This is a genomic window from Devosia sp. Root413D1 (genome assembly GCF_001425235.1).
Taxonomy (GTDB): Bacteria; Pseudomonadota; Alphaproteobacteria; order Rhizobiales; family Devosiaceae; genus Devosia_A.
Genome location: NZ_LMEA01000011.1, coordinates 343940 through 366880, shown reverse-complemented (window position 1 = coordinate 366880; position 22941 = coordinate 343940). Strand labels below are relative to the sequence as shown.

The following is a 22941-nucleotide window of genomic DNA, read 5'->3' as shown; positions in this document are numbered from 1 at the left end:
CGGCCAGCACATCTGGGGCCGTCGATGAAGAGTGTTCGCTTGCTAGTCTTGGGCGCTGCGCTTGTCGCTGCAGCCCCAGTCGAGGCCGCTTCCAAGTGCCGTCCAATCGAGGCAGCACGCATCACGCAGATGTGGGACCACTACCGAAAGCAGCCGACGGCCGCGGCTATGTCGATCTCGGGCGATTTCCAATGCCTTAGTATCGAGCGCACGTACCAGGTTGTGTGCCGTACCCGCACCACTCACTACGCACACCCGAGCATAGTCATCCGCACGGTCTTTCAGAGCGGCAACGGCATCCAGGTTCGAACGGAGGCCGATACCGCTGCTGATTGCGGTTCGTTTGTCAGGCTGATGGACGAGTACAATCAGCTGACCAAGGATACCTTGGGGGGCCTTTGAAGTGTCGGGGTCCCGGCGCCCTTACTCCTTCTCCCCCTCGAGCCGAAGCATGTCCCCGCCTTCGCCCAGCGAGATCAGGCCCGTCTTGGCGTAGAGGTCGAGCTTGGCGCGAGTGTCGGCGATGTCGAGGTTGCGCATGGTCAGCTGGCCGATGCGGTCGGCGGGGCTGAACGGGGCGTCCTCGACCTTTTCCATGCTCAGCCGCTCCGGCGCATAGGTGAGGTTCGGGCTTTCGGTGTTGAGGATCGAGTAGTCGTTGCCGCGGCGCAGTTCGAGCGTCACTTCGCCGGTGATGGCGTTGGCCACCCAGCGCTGCGCGGTCTCGCGCAGCATCAGGGCCTGGGAGTCGAACCACCGGCCCTGGTAGAGCAGGCGCCCCAGACGCATGCCGCTGATGCGGTACTGCTCGATGGTGTCCTCGTTGTGGATGCCGGTGACCAGGCGCTCGTAGGCAATGTGCAGCAGCGCCATGCCCGGCGCCTCGTAGATGCCGCGGCTCTTGGCCTCGATAATGCGGTTCTCGATCTGGTCGCTCATGCCGAGGCCGTGGCGGCCGCCGATGGCATTGGCTTCGAGGAACAGGGCGACGGGATCGGCGAAGCTCTGGCCGTTCAGCGCCACCGGCTGGCCCTCGGCGAAGCGCACCACCACCTTCTCGGCGGGGACAGCGACGTCGTCGCGCCAGAACGGCACGCCCATGATCGGGTTGACGATCTTGATGCCGGTGTCGAGGCTCTCGAGATCCTTGGCCTCATGGGTGGCGCCGAGGATATTGCTGTCGGTCGAGTAGGCCTTCTCGGCGCTCATCTTGTAGGCAAAGCCGTGCGCGGTGAGGAAAGCCGACATCTCGGAGCGGCCGCCGAGCTCGTCGATGAACTGCTGGTCGAGCCAGGGCTTGTAGATGCGCAGGTTCGGATTGGTCAGCAGGCCATAGCGGTAGAAGCGCTCGATGTCGTTGCCCTTGAAGGTCGAGCCGTCGCCCCAGATGTTGACGCCGTCTTCCTGCATGGCGGAGACCAGCATGGTGCCGGTGACGGCGCGCCCGAGCGGCGTGGTGTTGAAGTAAGTGATGCCGCCGGTCGAGATGTGGAAGGCGCCCGACTGGATGGCGGCGATACCTTCGTGCACGAGCTGGGTGCGGCAATCGACGAGGCGCGCGTTCTCGGCGCCGAAATCCATCGCCTTCTTCGGGATCTCGTCATAGTCGGCCTCGTCGGGCTGACCGAGATTGGCAGTGTAGGCATAGACCTTGGCGCCCTTCTGCTTCATCCACAGCAGGGCCGCGCTGGTGTCGAGGCCGCCGGAGAAGGCGATGCCGACTTTTTCTCCCTTGGGCAGGCTTTTCAGGATCGTGCTCATCGGGGCTCCAGTCGGCTCGAAAGGTTGGCTAGGACGCAACTGCCGGGGCGAATAACAAATTTCGCATCGCTCGCATAGGAGCGGGGTGCATCGATTCTGCCGCCGGCTGGGCGTTGCGGACGTGCGACTTGACGGCGGCAACGCTGGCATCGAGAAGTCCGGGCAACAACACGGGGTGTACGCCATGGCTGACTGGTCGCCTTCCACTTACCTGAGGTTCGAGGACGAGCGGACGCGGCCGGCGCGGGACCTGCTGGCGCAGGTGCCATTGGTGGCGCCGGGGCGCGTGGTCGACATGGGGTGCGGGCCGGGCAACTCGACTGAGCTGCTGGTCGAGCGGTTTCCTGATGCTGAGGTGATCGGGCTCGACAGTTCGCCCAACATGCTGGCCGAGGCGCGACAGCGCGTGCCGCAAGCGAGGTTCGACGAGGCGGACGCCAACAGTTGGGTGCCGGAGCTGGAAACCGACCTCGTTTTCGCCAACGCCATCTACCAATGGGTGCCTAAGCATCTGGTGTCACTCACCCGCGTCGCTGCCGCCCAACCGGAGGGCGGTGTGCTGGCGGTGCAGATGCCCGACAATATGGCTGAGCCCTCGCACCAACTGATGCGGCAACTGGCCGCCGATGGCCCGTGGAGCGAGCGCTTGAAGCAGGCAGCCCGGGCGCCGCTGCTGCCGGTGCGCGTCTACTACGACGCCCTCCGTCCCACGGCGCGCCGCCTCGATATCTGGCACACCAACTACAACCACGTGCTCGACGGTCCCGAGGCGATCGTCGAGTGGGTCAAGGCGACGGGGCTCCGCCCCTTCATCGATCCGCTCGAGCCAGCCGAGCGCGAGGAGTTCCTCGCCCGCTACCTCGAGCTGATCGCCGAGGCCTATCCGAGGACGGGCGATGGCAAGGTGCTGCTGCGCTTCCCGCGGCTGTTCATCGTGGCGCTGAAGTAGGGGCGGCACGGCGGCCGCCCCCTGAGGCGGCTCAGGGGCTCCTGCGCCAGACGATCACCGGGCCATCTTCCGGGTCGACGCGCTCGCCGGCGCGGACAAAGCCGTTGGCGGTGAGCACCTTCTGGGAGGCGAGATTATCGAGCGCGGTCTCGGCCACGACAATGCCGACGCGCGGGTCGGCCTTGGCCCAGGCGAGCAGGTCGGTCACGGCGCGGGTGGCAATGCCGCGGCCCTGGCGGGCCGGAGCGATGCCGTAGCCGATGGTGACGGCGTCCTCGTCCGGGGGCCGGATCAGCGAGAGGAGGCCGACGACGGTGTCGTCTTCGACGACCAGCCAGGCGGCAGGCGCAAAACTCGCGCGTATGGTGGCAGCAAGGTCGCCCAGCATGGCCAGCACCTGCGGCGGGGCGATGTCGGCGACAAGGCGCAGGTTTCGGGGGCCGCGGCCTCGTGTGAGGGCGGCGAAGTCGGAAGCAGTTGCTTCGATCAGCATGTTGGTTCTCGGCAATGAGATGGGGTGGCGCCAGCAAGCTGGCGCGGCACGAGCCGAGCGACGGAAATCAGGCGTCAGCGAACACGTTCAGCTAAGGCCATCCTGCCGCGCGGCGGGGATGGGAAGCGTGGTCAAAGGCATTCTCCTGCGGTTGCCGGTGACTAGCAGCCTTGGCGCGTGGCAGCAATCCGCCTTACGACGGCGCCGCGTTGACCTCGACGATGTTGCGGTCGGGATCGAGCACGTATAGCTGCGCAAAACCCGCCGCGCCGGTTCTTTTGACGAGGAGACGGCGCGGATCACCGTCCGCGGCATGCTCGCTGAACCCGCTCGCGGCCAGCACGCTGACGACAGCGTCGAAGTCGTCGGTGTTGAGCGCGAAGTGCCCGTCATTGTTGTCGACGCTATCGCTGTCGCGAAACGTCTGTCCGTCGTGGACGACGAGATGAACCTGCCTGTCGCCGCAGGACAGCCATGCACCGCGCACCGGGAAATCCGGTCGGGGCAAAGGCTGCAGGCCGAGGATATCGCGGTAGAAGGCCAGCGAGCGGTCGAGGTCGCGGACAACGATGGAGACGTGATGCAGGCGCAGGTTCAGCATGACAGACCCCCAGTGCAGGAACCGAGCCTAACGGCTCAGCCAATCTCAGGCTAGCTCGCGGTCTGGCCTAAGCGCAGCAGTGGTGCTAAGTGCCGCGCTTTCCTTTTCGAGGTGCCTGCCATGACCTCTCCCTTTGAAATCGACTTCGATGGTGCGCTGATCCGCGGCGAGGCCGCCGGCTTCGGCATCCCGGTGGTGTTCCTCCACTCCGGCGTCACCGACCGGCGCATGTGGGCCGAGCAGATGCGCCAGCTGGCGGCCGAGGGCTACCACGTCATCAGCTACGACCGGCGCGGCTATGGCGAGACCGAGACGGCCGATGTGCCGTTCAACCACCTGGTGGATCTCGAGACGGTGCTCGACCGGCTCAGCGTCCATGCGGCGATCCTGGTGGGCTCGTCGATGGGCGGTGCGCTGGCTGTCGATTTCGCGTTGGAGCATCCGAACCGGACGATCGCGCTGGCGCTGATGGGCACCGGGGTGACCGGGGCCGAGGGTTATGAGGTCGACGAGGAAGTCGAGCAGCTCGAAGAGGCGTTCGAATACGCCAAGGAGCGCGGCAATATCAGCACGGCCAACCGCATCCAGGCGCACCAGTGGCTCGATGGGCCGTATGGCGAAGCGGGACGAGTGACCGGACCGGTGCGCGACCTATTCCTCGCGATGAACGAGATCCACCTCAACCATGCGCCGCTGACCCAGGAGGAACGGCCGGAGCCGGCGTTCCACAACCTGTCGGTGATCACCGCGCCGACGCTGCTGGTGGTGGGCGAGCTCGATTGCTCGGACGTTGTCGCGATCCACGAGGACCTCAGCGAGGAGCTGGAGAACGCCTTTGCGGTGGTACTCGAGGACACGGCGCATTTCCCAAGCCTCGAGCGGCCCGACCTGTTCGACCCGATCCTGTTCGAGTTCCTCGAAGCGGTGACCGGGCAGGGCGAGGACGATGGGGAAGAGAGCGACGAGGACTAAGGCGACGCTGTAGGGCTTCAAGTTGGTGCCTGATAGTTGCGCGACACCGTGGCTTTCCCCTCATCCGGCGCTACGCGCCACCTCCGGGCGAGGGCTACGCCCTCGTCCCGCGACCCGACGGGGAGAAGAATCCTGCGACGCCGGTGATGGGCACCATTCCTCTCCCCGTCGGGGAGAGGGTGGATCGGCCGTCAGGCCGAGACGGGTGAGGGGTTGGCAGCCACCGAGGCAGCCGATGGGCGCTGTATCCATCCGACAAATCCGCGCTGATGCGCCTTCTTGAAACGCTCTACTCCGCCGCCACTCTCCCAAAGCTCCGCCTGAAGGCGCTGGGGCTGACGCCTGTGCGACTGCGGAAGTGATGGCGCAGGGTTTCCTGGCTGCGGAAGCCGCTGGCCTCGGCGATGGCGTCGAGGCCGAAATCGGTGGTTTCCAGCAGTTCCTTAGTGCGCTCGACCCGTTCGGCGATCAGCCAGGTGAGCGGGCTGAGGCCGGTCGCGTCGTTGAAGTGACGAATCAACGTGCGCTCGGAAAGCCTTGCCAGCTCAGCCATCCGGGCGATGCTCCAATCCTCGTTCAGACGCTGGCGCAAGCTATCGAGTAGCGGGCCGATGCGGCCGCGGCGTTCTTTCGCCACCGGCCGGGCGACGAACTGCGCCTGGCCGCCATCGCGATGCGCCGGCAGCACCAGCCGGCGCGCCACGGTGTTGGCGATTTCGGCGCCGAAATCCTGGCGAACGATGTGGAGGCAAAGGTCGATGCCGGCGGCCGAGCCGGCCGCGGTAAGGAGAGTCCCATCCTCGGAATAGAGGATATCGGGCAGAACCTCGATCGAAGGAAACTCGGCGCGGAGGATCTCGGCATAGCGCCAGTGGGTAGTGGCGCGCCGGCCCTCGAGCAGCCCGGAGCGGGCCGGAACGAACACGCCCGAGCAGAGCGTCGCGATGCGGGCGCCGCGGGCGTGCGCGGCCCGCAGCGCTGCGATCAGCGGCTCCGGCACCGGGGTCATGGCGCCGCGCCAGCCGGGCACCACGATCAACCCGGCCGCTGCGAGCCGGCCGAGGTCGTGATTGGCCGCCACGCTGATGCCGCCGCTGGCGCGATAGGGGCCGGGCTCGATGCCGACGATCTCATGGGTGTACCAGTCGAGATGCGCGAATTCCGGCCGCGCCAGGCCGAAGACTTCGACGGCGATGCCGAACTCGAACATGCAGAGCTGATCGTAGGCGAGGATGGCGACGTGGCGGTTGGGCTCGTTCATGATGGCGGTATCTTACCGTATATTGGCATTCCCGCCACTGACCGATCGCGCCGTTTTCCGGCAGGTTCTGGCCATTCCAATCCTGAAGCACTCCACGGAGGCCCGAATGACCAGCAATGTCGCCCTTGTCCCTGCCGCGGCGTCCGCCGAGGCGCTGGTGCATTTTTCCCGCAAGCTCGGTTTCGAGACCGATTGCTGGGATGTCCATGACGCGCTCAGCCGTGCGGTCAATGACTTCGTGCTGCTCGATGTGCGCAGCCCGACACTCTACGCAGAGGGGCACGTGCCCGGCGCGATCAACCTGCCGCATGGCAAGATCACCGCGCGCAAGATGACCGAGTGGCCCGACGGCACCCTGTTCGTCACTTACTGTGCCGGGCCGCACTGCAACGGTGCGGACAAGGGGGCGCTGCGGTTGGCCCAACTCGGCCTGCCGGTGAAGCTGATGATCGGAGGTGTCACCGGCTGGCTGGACGAAGGTTTCGTGTTGGCAACAGGCGAAGCCGTCGGCGACCTCGCGCCCCGGCAGGCGGCAGAATAACTCCCGCCGTTGCTGCAAATGCGCTTGCCAGCGGCGCGGTGTCGGCGACAAGGTCCCCTCCGAAGTAATCCTTGGGAAGGGCTCGAAGAATGAACCGGATACTCCTCGGCGCCATCGCCTCGGCGGTGGTGCTCATCACGCCGGCGCTGGCGTGCGAAACCATCACCAGCGCGAAGGTGAAGCTCAGTGCCTGTGTCGACGCCACGGGCTGGGCGACGCAGACGCCATCCGGCGACCAGGAGTTTCTCTACTATTCCAGCGACGAGACGATCGGCTTTGCAGTGATCAACGAGAACGGCGCCTGGCCGGTCTCGCAGTTCCGCGAAGCCATCCTCAGCAATGCGGCAGCAGCGGCGCTCGATGCGAAGCCCGAGAACGTCTCGATCGTCAGCGAGCGGCTGGAGAATATCGGCGGCAAGGCCTGGAACGTGATCGAGTATCAGGTGCAGATCCCCGATGGATCGCTGCTGTTCCAGAATTTCTACTATGTGCAACCGGGCTTTGGCTCCAGCCAGTTCGTCTACTGGAGCGCGCCCGAGGGCGGCACGTCTGCGGCGTTCCGCGCCGGGCAGATGCTGGCGACGGTGCAATTCACCGAGTAAGCGAGAGGGGCGGCTCAAGGGCCGCCCCTCCATATTGGGATGGCATGTGGGCCTCAGATGGCCAGGAGACCGTCGAAATGCTGGCCAAGCTGGGCGGTCGGCAGATTGGTCAGGTCCTTGGGCAGTTCGGCAACGATCATGTCGCGCAGGCCCTTGCTGAACACCGGGCGCAGGTCGCCCAGCGCCGTGGGCGCCGCGGCGACGATCAGCTGGTCGAAGGCGTGCTGCTGGTGCTTGCGCTCCAGTTCTTCGGCGACGTTCTCGACGAAGCGCCGCTCACGCACCGCCACTGGATCCGAGGACGGCTCCATAGCGCTGCGGCCATGGCCGACTGAGGAGAAGCTGCGCCCCGGACGATCCGCCATGATCTCACCGGCCTTGAGGGGCGTCTGCTCGAACATCAGGTCGTCCACGGCGTGCAATCCCTTGCCGGGGCCGTTGTGCTCGAACACCTTGGCCGTCGCTCCATCGGCGATGAGGATCCAGGTGATCTTGGCTTTCATGGCGTGCTCCTTTGGTGGGTACAAGAAGGCTAACGCAGGACGTGGCGATTGGTTTGATCACCATCAAGGTGGGTTGTGCCGGCAATCACAAACTCTGATTTGTGCCGGGGCCATGGGCGCTGCTAAAAGGCGGCTCTCACACGGCCGTCTTCGGCCCGGAAGGACACGTATTGGCGTCCGTCACCAGCACCGACAATCAAGGTAGCGAAAGCGGTCTCGCCGCGGGCGTTGCGACCTACGTGCTGTGGGGCTTCCTGCCGTTGCTGTTCAACCTGCTGCATCATGTCGGCGCGGCGACGGTGGTCGCCAACCGGACGCTGTGGTCGTTGGTGGTGCTGGGCATCATCATGATCCTCGGCGGGCGGATGGCCGAGGTGCGGGCGGCGCTGCGCGACCCGCGCACCGTGACCTCCATGGCGCTGGCGGCGCTGATCCTCGGCGGCAACTGGCTGATCTACGTCTATGCGGTCGAGACCGGGCAGGTGCTGGAAGCGAGCTTCGGTTACTTCATCCTGCCGCTGGTGAATGTGGCGACCGGCGTGCTGCTGCTCGGTGAGCGGCTCAACCGCTGGCAGATGGTGTCCATCGCCATTGCGGCGGTGGCTATCGGCATCCAGGCGGTCGCCATCGGCGGCATCCCCTATGTGGCGCTCAGCCTGGCGCTGACCTTCGCGGTCTATGGGTATCTCCGCAAGACCGCCAAAGTCGGTTCCGCCCCCGGCCTGTTCGTCGAGACCACGGTACTGGCGCCGATCGCCCTAGGCTATCTGGGTTACACGTTCGTGCGCGACGGCGGCGTCGGGTGGCACGGCGATCCTCACTCGCTGCTGCTCCTGGCGCTGACCGGACCGGCGACGGTGCTGCCGCTGCTGCTGTTCGCTTACGCGGTGCAGCGACTGAAGATGACCACCGTCGGCATGCTGCAATACATTGCCCCGTCGATCACCTTCCTCCTTGCCATTACGCTGTTCGGCGAGCACCTCGACGCGGTGCGGCTGGGCAGTTTCGCGCTGATCTGGGTGTCGCTGGTGGTCTACACGGCGGATTCGGTGGTGCGCCGCCGGCGGGCGATGGCATGACGGAGCCGATGCCGGCGCTGACGCTTGAGGGTCGGGTCGACGGGACGTTCGTCGTCGAGACGGCAGCGGTCGAATCGACGGCGCGGCCGGAGCTGATGCTGACCTATGCCGGCATTGTCGGGGATCGGCACGAGGGGCTGGTGCGGCCGAGCAATGCGCGCGAGCCGTGGTATCCGCGCGGCACGCCGATGCGCAACGAGCGGCAGCTCTCGATCCTCAGCGCCGAAGAACTGGCTGAGGTTGCGGCGACACTCAACCTGCCGCAGATCCTCGGGCAATGGGTCGGCGCCAACCTGGTGATTTCCGGCATCCCGCACCTGACGCAGCTGCCGCCGCGCAGCCTGATGATGTTCCCCTCCGGCGCCACCATTCGCATCGACGGCGACAACGACCCGTGCCGCAAGACCGGCAAGACCATCGCGGCGCAGCATGAGGGCAGGGCGGATCTGGAGTTCGGCTTCGTCAAGGCAGCGATGGGCAAGCGCGGGCTGGTCGGCTGGGTCGAGCGCGAGGGCGCGATCCGGGCCGGCGACGCGGTGAAGGTGCGCACCTGGCGGCAGGCGGCTTATCCGGGGTAGGGCCCTATGCACGATGATGTGCTGGCGCAGGGTGAGCTGACGCGTTGCACGTGCTCCAAACTCGGTGTCATCCCAGCGAAAGCTGGGACCCATCTATTCTCTGGCAGGGGCTGCGCCGGACGAGGACAGAGCCCTCGCCGTGGGGGTCCCAGCTTTCGCTGGGATGACGGCCGGTGAGTGGTGCAGGATCGGGCCCAACCACTATCCCGACTAATCACCACTCGGGGCGCCCTCCCTACACCGTCGGCCGCGCCCGCCGGATCGTTTCGGCCACCTGTTCGAACACCGCGCCGAACGGCGTTGCCTCGCGCCAGACCAGTGACAGCAGGCGGCGCGCGCCGGGTGATTGCAGCCGGTGGATGCGGATACGGTCGCCGGTGGCTTCCTTCTTCAGCGCGATCTCGGGCAGCAGCGTGATGCCCTGGCCGTTGGCGACGAACTCGACGATGGTCGAAAGCGAGGTGGCGGCGAAGGTGCGCCGGGCCACATCCGGATCGAGGGCGCAGGCAGCGATCGCCTGATCGCGGAAGCAGTGCCCCTCGTCGAGCAGCAGCACCCGGTCGGCGTCGATCTCGGCCAGTGGCACCGGATCCTCCGCCTCGTCGCCCGAGCCGGTGGCGAGCACGAATTCGTCGGCGAAGAGCGGGGCGGCGGCGAGGCGGGGGCCGCCCGCCTTTGGCTCGCTGGCGATCAGCGCGAGGTCGAGGCTGCCGTCAGCGAGGCCATCGACGAGCGCATCGGTGCGGCTCTCTGAGACGGTGAAACTCAGCTCAGGCAAGTCGCGCTGCAGCGCCGGGAACACGTGCGGCAGCAGGTAGGGCGCCACAGTGGGGATGACGCCCAGGCGCAGCGGCCGCGCCGGGTTGCCGCGCTGGCCGCCGACGAAGGACAGCAGTCCTTCGGTCTGCTCGAGAATTGGCCGAGCCCGCTCGATGAACTCGCGGCCGAGCGGCGTGAGTCGCACCGACTTGCCCAGCCGGTCGAACAGGGGACCGCCACACAGGGCTTCGAGCTGCCGGATCTGCTGGCTGAGGCCAGGCTGGGTGACATGGTTGCGCTCGGCGGCGCGGCCGAAATGGCCGGTTTCCGCCAGCGCGACGGCATATTGCAGCTGTCGGAGCGTGATCATAACCCTGAGTTATCACAGCTAGAAGTGCAATCAATTGGCATTATGCACCTAGCCCGAGGCACAATGGAACTATTCCAAAGTGTGGTGCGGGAACTCATCGCGACAAAGCGCGCGGTCACCGTCGCGTCACCCGGAAGCCCTATCGCAACGAACAACTCGAGACGGACGGAGACGACCATGGACGCAGCGAACGAAGGTGGTGCGGGCAAGTGCCCGGTGCCGCATGGCAGCGCGGGCCGCAGCAATCGTGACTGGTGGCCGAACCAGTTGGACCTGTCGGTGCTGCATCAGCATACGGCGCTGTCCAACCCGATGGGCTCGGCTTTCGACTACGCCCAGGCGTTCAAGACGCTCGATCTCAAGGCGCTGAAGGCCGACCTCACCGCGCTGATGACCGATTCGCAGGATTGGTGGCCGGCCGATTTCGGCCATTACGGTCCGCTGTTCATCCGCATGGCCTGGCACAGCGCCGGCACCTATCGCACCGCCGATGGCCGCGGTGGTGGTGGCGGCGGGCAGCAGCGTTTCGCGCCGCTCAACAGCTGGCCCGATAACGTCAACCTCGACAAGGCGCGGCGCCTGCTGTGGCCGATCAAGCAGAAATACGGCTCGGCCATCTCGTGGGCCGATCTGATGATCCTCACCGGCAACGTTGCGCTGGAATCGATGGGCTTCAAGACCTTCGGTTTCGGCGGCGGCCGTGCCGACACCTGGGAGCCCGAGCTCGATATCTACTGGGGCAAGGAAGGCCAGTGGCTCTCCGACGAGGAGCGCTATGGCGGGGAGCGTGATCTCGAAGGCCCGCTGGCCGCGGTGCAGATGGGTCTCATCTACGTCAATCCCGAGGGTCCGGCCGGCAATCCGGATCCGCTGGCCTCTGCCCGCGACATCCGCGACACCTTTGCCCGCATGGCGATGAACGACGAAGAAACCGTGGCGCTGATCGCCGGCGGCCACACCTTCGGCAAGACCCATGGCGCGGGCGACGCCAAGCTGGTCGGCGTCGAGCCGGAAGCGGCAGGGATCGAAGAGCAGGGGCTTGGCTGGGTCAACGCGTTCGGCACCGGCAAGGGCGGCGATGCCATCGGCTCCGGGCTCGAAGTCACCTGGACCTCGACCCCGACCAAGTGGAGCAACAACTTCTTCTGGAACCTGTTCGGTTACGAGTGGGAGCTGACCAAGAGCCCGGCCGGCGCCCACCAGTGGACGCCCAAGCACGGCATGGGGGCCAACTCGGTGCCGGATGCGCATGACAAGGACAAGCGCCACGCCCCTTCCATGCTGACCTCCGACCTGGCGCTGCGTATCGACCCGGCCTACGAGAAGATTTCGCGCCGCTTCTTCGAGAATCCGGATCAGTTCGCCGACGCCTTCGCCCGCGCCTGGTTCAAGCTGACGCACCGCGACATGGGCCCGAAGGTTCGCTACCTCGGCCCGGAAGTGCCGGTGGAAGATCTGATCTGGCAGGACCCGATCCCGGCGGTTACGCATCCGCTGGTCGACGATGCCGACATCGCGGCGCTCAAGGCCAAGATCCTCGCCACCGGCCTGACGGTCTCCGAGCTGGTGAGCACTGCCTGGGCCTCGGCCTCGACCTATCGCGGCTCGGACATGCGCGGCGGCGCCAACGGCGCCCGCATCCGGCTCGCGCCGCAGAAGGATTGGGCGGTCAACCAGCCCGAACAGCTCGGCAAGGTGCTTGGACATCTCGAGGCGATCCAGTCGGAGTTCGGCAAGCCCGTGTCGCTGGCCGACCTGATCGTTCTCGCCGGTTCGGTGGGGATCGAGAAGGCATCCAAGGATGCCGGGCTAGATCTCGTGGTGCCGTTCACCCCGGGTCGTGCCGATGCGACGGCTGAGCAGACCGATGCGGCCTCGTTCGCGCCGCTCGAGCCGACCGCCGATGGCTTCCGCAACTATTCGAACGGCCGCCAGCGCCTGTCACCGGAAGAGAACCTGGTCGATCGCACCCAGCTGCTTGGCCTCACCGCGCCGGAAATGACCGTGCTGGTGGGCGGGCTTCGCGCCCTCAAGGCGGGCCAGCCGCAGCATGGTGTGCTGACCGACCGGCCCGAGACGCTGAGCAACGACTTCTTCGTCAACCTGCTCGACATGGGCACAAAGTGGCGGCCGGCCTCGGAGGATCACAGCGTCTACCAGGGCGTCGATCGGGTCACCGGCGAGCCCAAATGGACGGCCACCCGCGTCGACCTGATCTTCGGCTCGCACGCGCAGCTGCGGGCGATTGCCGAAGTCTACGGCCAGTCCGATGCGACCGAGAAGTTCGCGAAGGATTTCGTCGCGGCCTGGGTCAAGGTGATGAACGCCGATCGGTTTGATCTGGCGTAACTCGATCTCTTGTCATCTCCCCCTCGACGGGAGAAAGCGAAAACTTGGGCTTGGCCGGTTGGCCAAGTCCTTACTTTTCGCCAGAGGGGGGATTGGGAGGCACGGTGCCCGAACGTCCCCCCTCTTGGAATTTCTAAGGCTTAGCGAAGGGCTAAGTCCAAGAAATTCCATTCTCTCCCGCAAGGGGGAGATGGCCGAGAGGCCGGTGGTCAACGACACCTCACCAAACTCCCTGCAATTTGAATCAAATTTCCGCTCTTACCTTCAGCGCGCGCACTTAACTGCCGGGCCAAATTGCTCCGGTACGGCAGAAGCCGGAGGGAAGTGACATGACTGAGATGGAAGAAGGCACCACCCGAGCGTTCTCGACGTTCAGGGTTCTCAACGGTGACTCCAACATCGTGGAACGCGATCAGCTGTTCCGCAACATGGCCCAGCTCTACTCCTACGTGTCGGATCGCTGCGATGACGAGCAGGTCGCGCAGTACGACGAGGTGTTGTGCCAGTTGGCCGAATTGGTGGAATCCGAGGCGCGGGCCCATGTGGCCAAGCTCCTCGCGCCGCTCGACCGTGCACCGGGCAATGTGGTGGTCAAGCTCGCCAATGACGAGATCGAGGTGGCGCAGCCGCTGCTCGAATTCTCCAATGTGCTGAGCGATGACGACCTGATCGAGATCATCGCCAACCAGACCGAGGAGCATCGCGTCGCCATTGCCGGCCGGACGCAGGTCCCCGAGCGGGTGGGCGAGGCGATCGTCGAACACGGCGAGACCGCGTCGGTGATCAAGCTGGTGCGCAATACCAATGCCGAGATCGGCCAGCAGGCTCTGGAGCGGCTCGCCGAGCGCGCCGCGTCGGATGCTGCCATCGCCGCCGACCTCCGAGGCCGCGAGGACCTCGACTGGAAGAGCCTCGGCGGCAACATCGAAGCGGTCGGCGACCGGGTCCGCGAGACCATGTCGCGCATCGACCCGCGCGTCGATCCGGTCACTGTCGGCAAGGTGCAGGCAGTGGTCTATAACCGCATGCGCAACCGCGCCGGCTTCTCCAGCCAGGAGTGGAAGGTCGCCTATAACCAGGTGAAGGCGCTGTCGGATCGGAAGCAGCTCGATGAGCGCGCGCTGATCCGCTTCGCCCGCTTCGGCTACGGCCATCACACCGCCGCCGCGCTCACCATGCTGCTACGCGTCGGCCCCGAAGTTTTCGTCAAGTGGCTCGCCATGCAGGATTATGTGGCGATCACCGTGGCGCTGCGTGCCCTGGGCATCCAGCCCGACCTGTTCGAGGCGATGATCGCCTCGATGCCGTGGCGAGATCTGCCGAGCCAGGCCGACCTGCAGAATGTCCGCCGGCGCTTCGAAGCGCTGAGCAAGGACGAAGCGGTCGGCATCTTTGAGCTCTGGCGCACCCACGCCTTCCGCCGCCGGCTTCCCAACGAGGAAGTCGTCGGCGCTGCCTGAATACGCCGAACTCTGTCCAACTTCCTAAGGGCGATCCCGCAACGGATCGCCCTTTTTTCGTTTCGTCATTCGGTCAGCGCGGCGCGCACGGATTCGGGTTCGGCTGGAACGATCTCCACCGGGGCGTTCCAGTACTCAGCGAATGCCAGCATGTCGAAATACTGGTTGGCGACCGTGCCGGCTGCGGTGGCCTTGTCGAGGAAGGCCTCCATCATTTCGACGCTGAGCTCAAGCCGGCCGAGGTACCAGCCGAACAGCGCGGTGCCTTCGGTGTCGGGTATCCCCTGGCCGGCGCCGTGGCGCGCCACCGGCAGGTGGTTGAGGATCTTCACACCTTCATCGGCCTGCATGTGCAGCCCGGCGATCCAGATATAGGCGCAGGCCGAGCGGCACTCGCCGACGGCGCGCGTCCACATATAGCGCTCGTGGATGATGACGCCGATGCGCACCGCGCTCAGCAGATCGCCACCGGGACCGCTCAGCTCGACGATCCGCGGCTGCTTGCGGTTCACCTCGGCAAGGAAGATGCCGCCATCGACCGGGGTGATCGGCCCGGACAGGCGAAGCACGAGGTCGCCATTGGCGTTGGTGCGGTAGTCGTAGTCGGCGGCGAGCGCGGGCAGGGTCAGGCTGGCGAGCGCCGTCGCGGCGCCGGCGAGCAGTTGAAGGGTGTGCATTTCTTGTCTCCTTGTCACCCCGCGGGGCAAGGAGTGCCTCAGGTCGGCTGGCGCTGTCCTTTGGGCGCGACGAAATGTTCTTAAGAGGCAGTGCTTGGTTGGGCTTCGAGTGCCAATCGGTGAGCCCGTGCCCGGACAATGCCCCAAACTCGGTGTCATCCCAGCGAAAGCTGGGACCCATCCATCAGCTGGCGCAGGCGGCGCCTGACGAGGCATAGCCTCGCCGTGGGGTCCCAGCTTTCGCTGGGATGACAGCCGGTGGGTGGGGCCAGGGTCGAGCCCAACCGCTGGGCCAATGCAGCAGATCGTGAAGCGCCGCTAACCCTCACGCAGCCCCGCGAGGCGCAGCCCCTCGACCAGCACCCGGTCGCGGCCGTCCGGCTGGCCGGTTCGGCCCAGGAGGCTCGAGATGGTGAGGTCGGGCCAGATGGCGTGGGCGCGGGCCAGTTGCGCCTGCGCCTCGTCGAGGCGGCCGAGATGGGCATAGGCGGCGGCGACGATGCAGTGCGGGAAATCCACGCCCTCCGAAGCCTCGAGGCCGCGCAGCCCCCAGGCCAATGCCTCCTCGACCCGGCCGGCAGCGAGGTGGGCGCGGGCGATACCGTTGAGGCTCCAGAAGGTCTCGGCGAGGCCGGGCGACAGCTGCAGGAAGCGTTCATGGCTGGCGATCGCCCCGTCATAGTCGCCCATGAAGAAGTGGGCGTAGCCGGAGACGTTGGCGATCAACAGGCTGTTGGGGTTGGCGGCCTGGGCCCGGCGGATCAAGGCGAGTCCGGTTGCGTGCTCGCCCGATATGGTCAGCCGGACGATGCCGGCGACCAGCATCACGTTCGGATCGTTGCCGTCCGCCGCTAACCCACGCGCCGCCAGGGCCAGCGCTTGCTTGGCGTCATCGACGCCGGGCGGCGCCGTGCCGCCACGGGTCAGCCGCATCTCGTGCGCCCAGGCGGCAAGGGCCAAAGCAGGGGCGAAATCCGGGTCGAGCGAAATGGCCCGCTCGAGCAGCGCGATCGCCCGGTCGAAATCCTGAAGCTGTACGACTCGAACGCCCTGCATGAACGGCAGCGCCTGCAGGTAGAGGTCGTAGGCATCGAGGTTCTCGGGCCGCTTGCGGCGGGCCCGCTCGATCTCGGCGCGGCGAAGCTGCGGCTCGATCAGGCCGATCACCGCCTCGGTGATACGGTCCTGGAAATCGAGGATATCGCCGACCGCGCCGTCGAAGCTCTCCGCCCAGAGATGCGAGCCCGAGGCGCCGTCGATCAGTTGCGCCGTAACCCGCACCCGCGGGCCGGCGAGGCGAACGCTGCCCTCCAGCAGGTAGCGGGCGCCGAGGGCGCGCGCCACCTCGCGCACGTCCACGGCTCGGTCCTTGAAGGCCAAGGAAGAGTTGCGGGCGATGACCGCGAAGGACTTGAAGCGTGACAGCGCCGCGATCAATTCGGCGACGATGCCGTCGACGAAATAGTCCTCTGAGGGATCGCCGCTCAGGTTGGCGAAGGGCAGCACCGCGATGGCCGGGATGCCGGTCGTCGCGCCGCCGGCGTCGCGCACCAGCCGGTAACCGACACGTGCCACATTGCCGATCCATTCGGCGCCGTCGGGACGGGTGCCGAGGATCCTGCGCAGCGCCGCGACCTGCACCGCGAGGTTGCCTTCCTCGACGACGGTGTCGGGCCAGACCCGGTCCATCAGGTGCGACTTGCCGACGACCTCGCCATCGGCTTCGAGCAGGACCTGCAGCACGGTCGCGGCGCGACCGCCGAGCGATACGACATCGCCCCCGCGCAACAGCATCGCGCTGGCGGTGTCGAACAGGTAGGGGCCGAAGGCGATGCGCTCACCCATAGCGAAATGAGCCGTTTCGCGACCGATTGTGTCAAGCTCCGCCATGGGGCTGGACCTTGCGACACAAGGGATATAAAGATATCTTTATATCTCGTGAGGCGGAATGAACGATACGGCGGATTTGGTAGGGGTGCTGCGCGCGGCGGGGGAAACCACCCGGCTGCGGCTCCTGGCATTGCTGGCCGATGGCGAGCAGTCGGTCAAGGACCTCACCGAAATCCTCGGCCAGAGTCAGCCGCGGGTCTCACGTCATCTCAAACTGCTTGCCGACGCCGGGCTCATCACCCGCAATGCCGAGGGGGCCTGGGCCTATTACGGTCTGGCTCCCGACGGTCCGGGCGGCGATCTGGCGCGCTGGCTGATCGGCCGGCTGTCGGCCGATGATGCCGAGCGGCTGCGCGACCGGCAGCGGCTCGAGGCGGTGCGGCTCAGCCAGGCGGAGCAGGCGGCGGCGTATTTTGCCAAGGTCGCTGACAGCTGGGATCTGCTGCGCTCGCTGCATGTGCCCGAGGAGGCGGTGGAGACCGCCATCGTCGAGGCGATGCGGGGCAGGGTGGTCGACACCCTGATTGACCTGGGGACCGGCACCGGCCGGATGCTCGAACTGCTGGCGGGGCACTATCGGCGCGGCATCGGCATCGATGCGAGCCGCGAGATGATCGCGGTAGCGCGGGCCAAGCTTGCCTCATGCTCGATCGGCCATGCCCAGGTGCGGCTTGGCGATATCGCCGATCTCGACGCCAGCGCCGGCCGCGCCGACGTGATCGTGATCCACCAGGTGCTGCACTATTTCGACGACCCGGGCCGGATGCTGGCGCAGGCGCGCCGGGCGCTGAAGCCGGGCGGCGAGATGCTGATCGTCGATTTCGCGCCGCATGGGCTCGAGTTCCTGCGCTCGCACCACGCGCATCGCCGGCTCGGCCTCAGCGAGGCGCAGATGGCCGGCTGGGCGCGTGCCGCCGACCTCCAGGTCACCGAGCTCAAATCCTTCCCACCCACCAATCCGACCGAGGGGCTCACCGTGTGCCTCTGGCGGCTCACCGACGAGACGGACAACCCGATATGAGTACTGACTACACCGACCGCCCGAGCCGCATGCGCCCGGACGTGCGGCCTAACTTCCAGGTCTCGTTCGAGTTCTTCCCGCCCAAGACCGACGTCATGGAGGAGCGGTTCTGGGACTCGATCCATAAGCTCGCCCCGTTGCACCCGCGCTTCGTCTCGGTGACCTATGGCGCCGGCGGATCGACGCGCGAGCGCACGCTCCGGATGGTGAGCCGGGTGAAGGCCGACACCGGCGTCGATGCGGCGGCGCACCTCACCTGCGTCGGGGCGACCCGCGACGAGGTCGATACGGTGGTGCGCGGCTACCAGGAGGCTGGGATCAGCCGCATCGTGGCGCTGCGCGGCGACCCGGCCGAAGGGATCGGCAAGCCGTTCACGCCGCATCCCGAGGGCTACAAGAACGCCGCGGATCTGGTCGCCGGCATCCGCCGGATCGGTGAGTTCGACATCTCGGTTGCGGCCTATCCGGAAAAGCATCCGCAAAGCCCGAGCTGGGAAGCGGACATCGACAATCTGAAGCGCAAGCTCGATGCCGGCGCCACCCGCGCCATCACCCAGATGTTCTTCGACAATGACGACTATTTCCGCTTCGTCGAGCGGGCGCGGGCGGCGGGGATCACGGCGCCGATCGTGCCGGGCATCCAGCCGATCCACTCGTTCAAGCAGATCTCCGGCTTTGCGGCGCGCTGCGGTGCGTCGATTCCCGGCTGGGTGGCGGAGCGGTTCGAGGGGCTGGAGGAGGATCCCGAGACCCATGCGCTGGTTGCATCGGCGGTCGCCGCCGAACAGGTCTTGGAACTGGTCGACAATGGGATTACCGAGTTCCACTTCTATACGCTGAACCGCTCGAACCTGGTTCTGGCACTGGCGCGATTGTTGGGGGCAAGGCCTGACTGAGGGGCTGCTGGCAACGTGTTCAGCGTCCGTTCAGGTGGACTCGGGCACCGTCCATAGTGGGGCGATGCCTCGGCCATCCACAAAATGGCCACGTTAATTGGCTTCCGTCGGGCAGTGGGGACGGGGGCAAGTTGAAGGACAGCAGCCTATGAAACTCGATGGCAAGGTGAAGGGCGGACTGGCTTGGGCCGGTCTAGTCGTCATCCTCGCGGTGCCCGCCGCGAACATGGTCGTCGGCAACCCGACCAGCGGCACGGCGAACAGCGCCGTGACCACGGCAGACGCCAGCGCGACCAAGCCCCTGTTGAAGGTTCCTGCCGCAACAGGAAAGCCCGCCGCGACCGATCCGATCGAGACCGCAAGCGCCGCGACCGACCCGGTCGACAAGCTGCTCTCCAAGGGCAAGAAGCTGCCCTCGTACATTTCCGACGGCGACAGCGCGACGCCCGCAAAGCCGGCCGCATCGGTGACCGACAAGCCCGCCGCGCCGGTGAAGTTGAAGCCGATCTCGCCGACCACGCCGATCAAGACGCCCACCGAGGTGGCTACCGTCGCTCCGACCGAGACCCCGCCGGTGCCGCTGCCGCGCGACGCACGGCCGAAGGCCACTGCGGTTGCCTCGCTGCCGGCGGCCGAAAAGCCGCTGATCGTCGATGAGAACAAGGTGCGCCAGCAGGAGAATGCTGCCGTCGAGCCGTTCCCGCTGAGCGACGACGAGGTCGTCACCGGCGACCAGCTCGAGGAATGGGATTCGGGCTCGCTCGCCGACTACCTCGAGCGCAAGGGCCTGTTGTCGCAGACCTCGGCAGAGGAGGGCTACGACCCGGATGGGTTCTTCCTCGATGAGGGACCGAACAAGAAGAAGAAGCCCGTGCAGGACGACGACTTCTTCTTTTTCTGAAATCTGCGGCCGCCTCACCAGGCGGCCGAAACGTCATTAGTGCGCTTTCGCCGAAACGGCGAAATGCCTCGGGGGCCGACGATGCAATCCGCCGCATGTCTCATGGCTATGAAATTCCCGTTCGGCGGCTATTGTGCGCCGAGATCGGAGAGGCATATGTCGGTCTGGCAACGTCTTAGTGCCTTCATTGGGTCGCCCTCGGAACGCACGGGGCTGGTGGGCTCGATCATCAACGCCCTCGATCCCGACACCTGGCTGCCGGGTGGGCGGGATGCCGCGTTCACGCTGGCGCTGATTGCGCTCTCGGCCAAGATGGCGGTGTCGGATGGCGTGGTGACCGCCTCGGAACTGCGCGCCTTCCAGCGCACCGTGGAAATCCCGCCGGGCATCGAGGAGCAGGTCGACAAGCTGTTCAAGCTGGCCCAGCAGGATGTGGCCGGCTACGAGGCTTATGCCAAGAAGGTGCGCCGGTTCTTCATCGACAGCCCGGATACGCTGGAGCACGTGCTCGACAGCCTGTTCTTCATCGCCTCGGCCGACGGCATGATCCACGAAGCCGAGCTTGATTACCTGAAGAACGTCAGCGACATTTTCGGTTTCGACGATGCCCGGTTCGAGCAGCTGACCTCGCAGCACGTGCTGTTCGACAAGGGCGCCGACCCCTATATCGTCCTCGGCCTTGCTCCCAGCGCCGAGCGCGACGAGGTGAAGCGGGTCTACCGCCTGCTGGTGGCCGAGCACCACCCCGACCGGCTGATCGCCAAGGGCGTGCCCGAGGAACTGATCGACGTGGCGACCGCCCGCATGGCGGCGATCAACAACGCCTATAACCAGATCATGAAGCGCGCCGCCTGACGGCGCGCAAGCTGACTGTGCGCTTGACTGGAACCTGCCGCGTCCCCCATATGCGCCTCGCCAGTTGACCGGGTGGCCGCTCCTGTTTCCGTGGGAGAGGAAAGTCCGGGCTCCATCGAAATACGGTGACGGCTAACGGCCGCCGGGGGCGACCCCAGGGAAAGTGCCACAGAAAGCAAACCGCCTGTGCTTCGGCACGGGTAAGGATGAAAGGGTGCGGTAAGAGCGCACCGCGGACCTGGCAACAGGGACGGCACGGCAAACCCCACCGGGAGCAAGACCAAATAGGGATGACACGGGGATCGGGTGAAAGCCCTTTGCCCAGCCGGTTTTCGAGGCCTGTCATCCGGGTTGGTTGCATAAGGCCGGCAGTAATGCCGGTCAAAGATGAATGGTCACCACGTCAGCGTCGTGAGACGCAGGCCCTACAGAACCCGGCTTATAGGTCAACTGGCATTTCATTTTTCGGGGCCGCTCACGATGGGCTGCACGAACCCGTGGGGCTGGATTTGGCCTACCCACCGGCTGTCATCCCAGCGAAAGCTGGGACCATTCATCCACTTGTGCTGCGGCGAGTTGGGTCCCAGCTTTCGCTGGGATGACTCCGAGTTTGGGGAGCGATTGGCGCATCCCATCGTGAACCGAGGTGGTACGTTCGAGTCCTCTATTTACGACATTGTGTATGAAAAACTTGACACTATGTCGTGTTCATCTTACACACCCTCCCAACACTGAACCGGGGCTGGGAGGCCGAGATGAGTTTCAAGGAATGGGAAGCCGTGGTGAACATCATCGCGGCGATCGTGATCGGCGCCTGGGTGATCTTCGAGGCGCTGGCCAACCCGTCGGCGACGGTCGCGGCCGTGGCCGGCCGGCTGCTCTGGGCGATCCTCTACGGGGTGCTGTTCACCATCGCGGCGATGATCGTGATGTCGATCCTCGTCTCCATCGCGCGGCGCGAGGGGTTCAGGGATGAGAAGGCGGATGAACGCGACAAGCTGGTGGGCCTGCGCGCCATGCGCAACGGCTACGTCGTTGCCTCGATCGCCGGGGTCGCCAGCTTGTTCTATCTCGCCTTCGCGGCTGACCCCGCCGAGGCGGCGTACGTGCTGTTCTTCGGACTGATGCTGGCCGGCGTGGTCGATGCCGCCTCGCGGCTCGTCTACTACCGGATCGGCTGAGCGCCATGGGCAAGGGACAGGCACGGATCGACAACACCATCCGCACGCTGCGCTTCAATGCCGGCGAGATGACCCAGGCAGCGCTGGCCGAGAAGGTGGGCGTTACCCGCCAGACCATCGTCGCCATGGAGCAGGGGCGCTACTCGCCCTCGCTCGAAGTCGCCTTCCGGGTGGCACGGGCCTTCGACGTGCCGCTCGAGCAGGTGTTCCAGTATCGTGGGGAGGGCGAGTGATGCTTGCCGCAATCGTCGAGCGCTATGGTGCTCCTGAAGCTCTGACGATCCGGGAGGTGCCGACGCCCGAGCCCGGACCCGAACAGGTGCTGGTGCAGATCCATGCCAGCGTCGTGACGCCCTCCGACGTGGCGTTCCGCAACGGCGAATTGTGGATCGCGCGGCTGTTCTCCGGCCCGTTCAAGCCGCGGCTGCCGATCCTCGGCGATGCCTTTGCTGGCATTGTGGTTCGCGTTGGAGCTGGGGTCACCGGCTTCGCCGTCGGCGATCGGGTTGCGGGCTCGACCGGTCCGGAGCTTGCCGCACACGCTCAGTTCGCCGTGGTCGATCAGGCTGGCGCGATCGTCAAACTGCCCGACGGAGTGGCGTTCGGCGCTGCCGCCGGGCTCTGCGACGGTGGACTCACGGCACTGCCGTTCCTGCGCGACCAGGGGCAGGTGCGGGCCGGCCAGCACGTGCTGGTCAACGGCGCGTCGGGCAGCATTGGCACCACGGCGGTGCAACTGGCACGGGCCATGGGAGCGGTGGTGACCGGGGTCACCAGTACGCGCAATGTCGAACTGGTCCGGGCTCTCGGCGCGGATCGGGTGATCGACTACACCAAGGAGGAGTTCACTGCCGCAGACGCGGCCTACGACGTGATCTTCGACACGGTCGGCAAATCCAGCTTCGCCCGCTGCCATGATGCGCTGAAGCCGGAGGGCATTTACCTCTCGCCGACGCCGATGCTGTCGCCCTCCATGCTCAGGAAAACCGGCCGCCGGGCCCGCTTCGCCGCCACCGGCCTGAGGCGGCCGGTCGACAGGGCCAAGGACCTGATCCAGCTGTTCGACTGGGTGAGCCAAGAGAAACTCCGCACCGTCATCGAACGTGAGTACGCGCTGGCCGAGATCACCGCGGCGCATGCCCGGGTCGAGACCGGTCACAAGGTCGGATCCATCGTGGTGAACATGCCCGTAACCTCAATGGAACCTTAACCTCCCCGCCGCAAAGTGCGCCGATACCCAGT

General features: G+C 66.1%; 24 protein-coding genes and 1 other RNA gene. 17 read left to right on the top strand and 8 right to left on the bottom strand.

Annotated elements, in window-relative coordinates; translation table 11 throughout:
* Window positions 1–24 precede the first annotated feature (24 nt).
* A complete protein-coding gene (locus ASC89_RS19090) occupies window positions 25–402 on the top strand; it encodes a hypothetical protein (protein WP_156384685.1) in 378 nt (125 codons plus the stop codon).
* Window positions 403–423: 21 nt separating this feature from the next.
* Here ASC89_RS19090 and argG read toward each other — a convergent pair whose 3' ends face one another.
* Window positions 424–1761 carry an argininosuccinate synthase gene (gene argG / locus ASC89_RS19085; protein ID WP_056000683.1) on the bottom strand — a complete coding sequence of 446 codons (1338 nt, stop codon included), beginning with the start codon at window positions 1759–1761 and terminating at the stop codon, window positions 424–426.
* Window positions 1762–1945: 184 nt separating this feature from the next.
* Here argG and tam point away from each other — a divergent pair, with 184 nt between their 5' ends.
* Entirely contained in the window at window positions 1946–2710 is a 765-nt protein-coding gene (tam, locus tag ASC89_RS19080) for a trans-aconitate 2-methyltransferase (protein ID WP_056000680.1), read from the top strand.
* A gap of 31 nt (window positions 2711–2741) precedes the next feature.
* Here the strand turns inward: tam and ASC89_RS19075 are convergent, their stop codons facing one another.
* Together ASC89_RS19075 and ASC89_RS19070 are read right to left on the bottom strand one after the other, a co-directional pair.
* Window positions 2742–3203, bottom strand: coding sequence for a GNAT family N-acetyltransferase (locus ASC89_RS19075; RefSeq protein ID WP_056000677.1), 462 nt, complete (start codon window positions 3201–3203; stop codon window positions 2742–2744).
* Between the two features lie 193 nt (window positions 3204–3396).
* Entirely contained in the window at window positions 3397–3804 is a 408-nt protein-coding gene (locus ASC89_RS19070; RefSeq protein WP_244488498.1) for a VOC family protein, read from the bottom strand.
* Window positions 3805–3924: 120 nt separating this feature from the next.
* On the opposite strand from ASC89_RS19070, the gene ASC89_RS19065 reads away from it, so the two are divergent.
* Window positions 3925–4776, top strand: a complete 852-nt coding sequence (locus tag ASC89_RS19065; protein WP_056000674.1) for an alpha/beta fold hydrolase — start codon at window positions 3925–3927, stop codon at window positions 4774–4776.
* Window positions 4777–5065: 289 nt separating this feature from the next.
* On the opposite strand, the gene ftrA is transcribed toward ASC89_RS19065, so the two are convergent.
* Window positions 5066–6037, bottom strand: a complete 972-nt coding sequence (gene ftrA, locus ASC89_RS19060; protein ID WP_056000671.1) for a transcriptional regulator FtrA — start codon at window positions 6035–6037, stop codon at window positions 5066–5068.
* A 106-nt stretch (window positions 6038–6143) separates the two neighbouring features.
* On the opposite strand from ftrA, the gene ASC89_RS19055 reads away from it, so the two are divergent.
* Window positions 6144–6578, top strand: a complete 435-nt coding sequence (locus tag ASC89_RS19055) for a rhodanese-like domain-containing protein (protein ID WP_056000668.1) — start codon at window positions 6144–6146, stop codon at window positions 6576–6578.
* An 89-nt stretch (window positions 6579–6667) separates the two neighbouring features.
* Window positions 6668–7180, top strand: a complete 513-nt coding sequence (locus ASC89_RS19050; RefSeq protein ID WP_055880178.1) for a hypothetical protein — start codon at window positions 6668–6670, stop codon at window positions 7178–7180.
* 53 nt (window positions 7181–7233) lie between these two features.
* Here the strand turns inward: ASC89_RS19050 and ASC89_RS19045 are convergent, their stop codons facing one another.
* Window positions 7234–7683 (bottom strand): host attachment protein, encoded by a 450-nt coding sequence (locus ASC89_RS19045; RefSeq protein WP_055880175.1) that lies wholly within the window; start codon window positions 7681–7683, stop codon window positions 7234–7236.
* 170 nt (window positions 7684–7853) lie between these two features.
* Between ASC89_RS19045 and rarD the strand changes: the two genes are divergently transcribed.
* Both rarD and ASC89_RS19035 read left to right on the top strand, forming a co-directional pair.
* Complete coding sequence (gene rarD, locus ASC89_RS19040; protein WP_056000665.1) at window positions 7854–8762, top strand: EamA family transporter RarD; 909 nt, start codon at window positions 7854–7856, stop codon at window positions 8760–8762.
* Window positions 8759–9340 (top strand): MOSC domain-containing protein, encoded by a 582-nt coding sequence (locus tag ASC89_RS19035; protein WP_056000662.1) that lies wholly within the window; start codon window positions 8759–8761, stop codon window positions 9338–9340. Before rarD ends, ASC89_RS19035 begins: the two co-directional genes overlap by 4 nt.
* A gap of 235 nt (window positions 9341–9575) precedes the next feature.
* Here ASC89_RS19035 and ASC89_RS19030 read toward each other — a convergent pair whose 3' ends face one another.
* Window positions 9576–10469, bottom strand: a complete 894-nt coding sequence (locus ASC89_RS19030) for a hydrogen peroxide-inducible genes activator (protein WP_056000659.1) — start codon at window positions 10467–10469, stop codon at window positions 9576–9578.
* A 177-nt stretch (window positions 10470–10646) separates the two neighbouring features.
* On the opposite strand from ASC89_RS19030, the gene katG reads away from it, so the two are divergent.
* Both katG and ASC89_RS19020 read left to right on the top strand, forming a co-directional pair.
* On the top strand, window positions 10647–12818 hold the full coding sequence (katG, locus tag ASC89_RS19025) for a catalase/peroxidase HPI (protein WP_056000656.1): 2172 nt from the start codon (window positions 10647–10649) through the stop codon (window positions 12816–12818).
* Window positions 12819–13147: 329 nt separating this feature from the next.
* Window positions 13148–14278 (top strand): DUF2336 domain-containing protein, encoded by a 1131-nt coding sequence (locus ASC89_RS19020; RefSeq protein WP_056000649.1) that lies wholly within the window; start codon window positions 13148–13150, stop codon window positions 14276–14278.
* Window positions 14279–14343: 65 nt separating this feature from the next.
* Here ASC89_RS19020 and ASC89_RS19015 read toward each other — a convergent pair whose 3' ends face one another.
* Together ASC89_RS19015 and ASC89_RS19010 are read right to left on the bottom strand one after the other, a co-directional pair.
* Window positions 14344–14955: a hypothetical protein gene (locus ASC89_RS19015; RefSeq protein WP_056000645.1), complete on the bottom strand. Its 612-nt coding sequence runs from the start codon at window positions 14953–14955 to the stop codon at window positions 14344–14346.
* A 318-nt stretch (window positions 14956–15273) separates the two neighbouring features.
* Window positions 15274–16845, bottom strand: a complete 1572-nt coding sequence (locus tag ASC89_RS19010) for a winged helix-turn-helix domain-containing tetratricopeptide repeat protein (protein ID WP_082533459.1) — start codon at window positions 16843–16845, stop codon at window positions 15274–15276.
* A gap of 58 nt (window positions 16846–16903) precedes the next feature.
* Here ASC89_RS19010 and ASC89_RS19005 point away from each other — a divergent pair, with 58 nt between their 5' ends.
* The 8 genes from ASC89_RS19005 (at window position 16904) to ASC89_RS18975 (ending at window position 22909) form a co-directional block, all read left to right on the top strand.
* Complete coding sequence (locus ASC89_RS19005) at window positions 16904–17866, top strand: metalloregulator ArsR/SmtB family transcription factor (RefSeq protein WP_056000640.1); 963 nt, start codon at window positions 16904–16906, stop codon at window positions 17864–17866.
* Window positions 17863–18762: a methylenetetrahydrofolate reductase [NAD(P)H] gene (gene metF, locus ASC89_RS19000; RefSeq protein WP_082528157.1), complete on the top strand. Its 900-nt coding sequence runs from the start codon at window positions 17863–17865 to the stop codon at window positions 18760–18762. The genes ASC89_RS19005 and metF overlap by 4 nt, the downstream gene beginning before the upstream one ends.
* A 148-nt stretch (window positions 18763–18910) precedes the next feature.
* Window positions 18911–19663 (top strand): hypothetical protein, encoded by a 753-nt coding sequence (locus ASC89_RS18995; protein WP_056000637.1) that lies wholly within the window; start codon window positions 18911–18913, stop codon window positions 19661–19663.
* 156 nt (window positions 19664–19819) lie between these two features.
* Window positions 19820–20518, top strand: a complete 699-nt coding sequence (locus tag ASC89_RS18990) for a DnaJ family molecular chaperone (protein WP_055880158.1) — start codon at window positions 19820–19822, stop codon at window positions 20516–20518.
* A gap of 60 nt (window positions 20519–20578) precedes the next feature.
* Window positions 20579–20976, top strand: an RNA gene (gene rnpB, locus ASC89_RS22330) — RNase P RNA component class A.
* 297 nt (window positions 20977–21273) lie between these two features.
* Entirely contained in the window at window positions 21274–21699 is a 426-nt protein-coding gene (locus ASC89_RS18985; RefSeq protein WP_055880156.1) for a hypothetical protein, read from the top strand.
* 5 nt (window positions 21700–21704) lie between these two features.
* Window positions 21705–21932, top strand: a complete 228-nt coding sequence (locus ASC89_RS18980; protein ID WP_056000634.1) for a helix-turn-helix transcriptional regulator — start codon at window positions 21705–21707, stop codon at window positions 21930–21932.
* Window positions 21932–22909 (top strand): NAD(P)-dependent alcohol dehydrogenase, encoded by a 978-nt coding sequence (locus ASC89_RS18975; RefSeq protein WP_056000631.1) that lies wholly within the window; start codon window positions 21932–21934, stop codon window positions 22907–22909. Before ASC89_RS18980 ends, ASC89_RS18975 begins: the two co-directional genes overlap by 1 nt.
* Window positions 22910–22941: the final 32 nt, after the last annotated feature.

Coding starts and splice junctions, on each gene's coding strand:
- ASC89_RS19090 (WP_156384685.1), top strand. CDS start 25: ATGAAGAGTGTTCGCTTGCTAGTCTTGGGCGCTGCGCTTGTCGCTGCA.
- argG (WP_056000683.1), bottom strand. CDS start 1,761: ATGAGCACGATCCTGAAAAGCCTGCCCAAGGGAGAAAAAGTCGGCATC.
- tam (WP_056000680.1), top strand. CDS start 1,946: ATGGCTGACTGGTCGCCTTCCACTTACCTGAGGTTCGAGGACGAGCGG.
- ASC89_RS19075 (WP_056000677.1), bottom strand. CDS start 3,203: ATGCTGATCGAAGCAACTGCTTCCGACTTCGCCGCCCTCACACGAGGC.
- ASC89_RS19070 (WP_244488498.1), bottom strand. CDS start 3,804: ATGCTGAACCTGCGCCTGCATCACGTCTCCATCGTTGTCCGCGACCTC.
- ASC89_RS19065 (WP_056000674.1), top strand. CDS start 3,925: ATGACCTCTCCCTTTGAAATCGACTTCGATGGTGCGCTGATCCGCGGC.
- ftrA (WP_056000671.1), bottom strand. CDS start 6,037: ATGAACGAGCCCAACCGCCACGTCGCCATCCTCGCCTACGATCAGCTC.
- ASC89_RS19055 (WP_056000668.1), top strand. CDS start 6,144: ATGACCAGCAATGTCGCCCTTGTCCCTGCCGCGGCGTCCGCCGAGGCG.
- ASC89_RS19050 (WP_055880178.1), top strand. CDS start 6,668: ATGAACCGGATACTCCTCGGCGCCATCGCCTCGGCGGTGGTGCTCATC.
- ASC89_RS19045 (WP_055880175.1), bottom strand. CDS start 7,683: ATGAAAGCCAAGATCACCTGGATCCTCATCGCCGATGGAGCGACGGCC.
- ASC89_RS19035 (WP_056000662.1), top strand. CDS start 8,759: ATGACGGAGCCGATGCCGGCGCTGACGCTTGAGGGTCGGGTCGACGGG.
- ASC89_RS19030 (WP_056000659.1), bottom strand. CDS start 10,469: ATGATCACGCTCCGACAGCTGCAATATGCCGTCGCGCTGGCGGAAACC.
- katG (WP_056000656.1), top strand. CDS start 10,647: ATGGACGCAGCGAACGAAGGTGGTGCGGGCAAGTGCCCGGTGCCGCAT.
- ASC89_RS19020 (WP_056000649.1), top strand. CDS start 13,148: ATGACTGAGATGGAAGAAGGCACCACCCGAGCGTTCTCGACGTTCAGG.
- ASC89_RS19015 (WP_056000645.1), bottom strand. CDS start 14,955: ATGCACACCCTTCAACTGCTCGCCGGCGCCGCGACGGCGCTCGCCAGC.
- ASC89_RS19010 (WP_082533459.1), bottom strand. CDS start 16,845: ATGGCGGAGCTTGACACAATCGGTCGCGAAACGGCTCATTTCGCTATG.
- ASC89_RS19005 (WP_056000640.1), top strand. CDS start 16,904: ATGAACGATACGGCGGATTTGGTAGGGGTGCTGCGCGCGGCGGGGGAA.
- metF (WP_082528157.1), top strand. CDS start 17,863: ATGAGTACTGACTACACCGACCGCCCGAGCCGCATGCGCCCGGACGTG.
- ASC89_RS18995 (WP_056000637.1), top strand. CDS start 18,911: ATGAAACTCGATGGCAAGGTGAAGGGCGGACTGGCTTGGGCCGGTCTA.
- ASC89_RS18990 (WP_055880158.1), top strand. CDS start 19,820: ATGTCGGTCTGGCAACGTCTTAGTGCCTTCATTGGGTCGCCCTCGGAA.
- ASC89_RS18985 (WP_055880156.1), top strand. CDS start 21,274: ATGAGTTTCAAGGAATGGGAAGCCGTGGTGAACATCATCGCGGCGATC.
- ASC89_RS18980 (WP_056000634.1), top strand. CDS start 21,705: ATGGGCAAGGGACAGGCACGGATCGACAACACCATCCGCACGCTGCGC.
- ASC89_RS18975 (WP_056000631.1), top strand. CDS start 21,932: ATGCTTGCCGCAATCGTCGAGCGCTATGGTGCTCCTGAAGCTCTGACG.